Origin of the sequence: Streptomyces sp. NPDC050388 (genome assembly GCF_040655635.1) — a bacterium.
In the GTDB taxonomy this organism is placed as follows: domain Bacteria; phylum Actinomycetota; class Actinomycetes; order Streptomycetales; family Streptomycetaceae; genus Streptomyces.
Genome location: NZ_JBFAKH010000244.1, coordinates 1 through 2202, shown reverse-complemented (window position 1 = coordinate 2202; position 2202 = coordinate 1). Strand labels below are relative to the sequence as shown.

Annotated in this window: 1 protein-coding gene; it reads left to right on the top strand. The window is 76.7% G+C overall.

What is annotated here, in order from left to right; all coding sequences use genetic code 11:
* The coding region (locus AB0I73_RS41095) for a type I polyketide synthase (protein ID WP_363045485.1) at window positions 1–2202 on the top strand (2202 nt) is incomplete at both ends.

Below are 2202 nucleotides of genomic sequence, written 5' to 3'. Positions count from 1 at the left end.
ACCGGCGCCCGCCGCACCGCCCTGCCCACCTACCCCTTCCAGCACCAGCACTACTGGCTGCCCATGCCGGGCGGCGGGGTCGGTGACCTGGCCTCCGCGGGCCTGGGCATCACCGAGCACCCGATGCTGAGCGCCGCGGTGCCGCTGGCCGACGTTGACGGTCACGTTTTGACCGGCCGGTTCTCCACCCGGAGCCATCCGTGGATGGCCGAGCACGTGGTGATGGGCACGGTCATCGTGCCCGGCACCGCCTTCGTCGAGATGGCCAACCAGGCCGCCCACCTCAGCGGCTGCGACACGGTCGAGGAACTCACCATCGAGGCCCCGCTGGTCCTGGCCGAGGGCGAGGCCCGCCAGACGCAGGTCGCGGTCGGCGCCCCCGACGAGACCGGCCGGCGCACCCTCACCGTCCACTCCCGCCCCGCCCACGCCGCCGACGCCGCCGAGGAGGCCGGGCCGGCCTGGATCCGGCACGCCACCGGCGTCCTGGCCCCGGCCGGCGCCCCCGGCCTGGCCGCCGCACCAAGGTTCGACTTCGCCGTGTGGCCGCCCGCCGGCGCCGTCGAGCTGCCGGTGGAGGGCTTCTACGAACAGGCCGCCCTGACCGGCTTCGACTACGGCCCCATGTTCCAGGGCATCACCCGGGCCTGGCAGCACGGCGAGGACATCTACGCCGACCTCGCCCTGCCGCAGGACGGCCGGGCCGAGGCCGCCGACTACCAGCTGCACCCCGGCCTGCTGGACGCGGCCCTGCAGGCCATGGGGCTGGGCGACTTCAAGCCCGGAACGGGCCGCGGCGAGGACGCGGGCAAGCCGCGTCTGCCGTTCGCCTGGCGCGGCGTGACCCTGCACGCCACCGGGGCCTCCGTGCTCCGCGCCCGGCTCCTGCCCGCCGGCCCCAACGGCATCGGCTTCCAGATCGCCGACGCCACCGGCGCCCCCGTGATCTCCATCGGCGAACTGGCCATGCGGCCCGTCGAGCCCGAGCAGTTGAGGGCCGCCACCCGCACCGCCGGCGCCGACTCCCTGTTCGTCCTGGACTGGCTCCCGGTGGCCCCCGCCGCCGAGGCGGCCCCCGGCCCCTGGGCCCACCTCGGCGCCGCCCCCGCCCCCTACAGCGTTTCCGGCACCCGCCCGGCCGCCTACCCCGGCCTGGCCGGGCTGCTCGACGCCCTCGACGCGGGCGCCCCGATACCCCAGACCGTCGTCGCCGAGATCCACGGCAGCCCCGGCGGCACACCCGCCGACGCCGCCCACGCCACCACCCACACGGTGCTCGACACCCTCCAGGAATGGCTCGCCGACCCCCGCCTGGCCGACACCCGCCTCGTGCTGGCCACCACCGGCGCCCTGGCCGCCCGGCCCGGCGAGGACGTCACCGACCTGGCCGCCGCCCCCGCCTGGGGCCTGGCCCGCTCCGCGCAGTCGGAGAACCCGGACCGTTTCGTCCTGGTCGACACCGACGGCACCGACGCCTCGTGGGCCGCGCTGCCCCACGCCCTGACCGGCGACGAGCCGCAACTCGCCCTGCGCGACGGCACCGTCCTGGCCCCGCGCCTGGGCCGCGCCCGGCCGCCCGCCGACACCCCCGCCCCCGCCCTCGACCCGGACGGCACCGTCCTGATCACCGGCGGCACCGGCCTGCTGGGCGGCCACCTGGCCCGCCACCTGGCGACCGGACACGGCGCCCGCCGGCTCCTGCTGCTCAGCCGCAGCGGCCCCGCCGCGCCCGGCGCGGCCGAACTGACCGCGGACCTGGAGGCCACCGGCGCCCACGTCGACATCGTCGCCTGCGACGCCGCCGACCGCGACGCCCTGGCCGCGGTCCTCGACACCGTCCCCGCCGAACACCCGCTGACCGCCGTCGTGCACACCGCCGGCGTCCTGGACGACGGCGTCATCACCTCCCTGACCGCCGAACGGCTCACCGCCGTCCAGCGGCCCAAGACCGACGCCGCCTGGAACCTGCACGAACTCACCCAAGAGCAGAACCTGTCCGCCTTCGTGCTGTACTCCTCCGCCGCCGGCACCCTGGGCAGCTCCGGCCAGGGCAACTACGCCGCCGGCAACGCCTTCCTGGACGCCCTGGCCCGCCACCGCCACGCCCGGAACCTGCCCGCCACCTCCCTGGCCTGGGGCTTTTGGGCACAGGCCAGCAGCATGACCGGCCACCTCGACCAAACCGACGTGGAGCGGATGAAC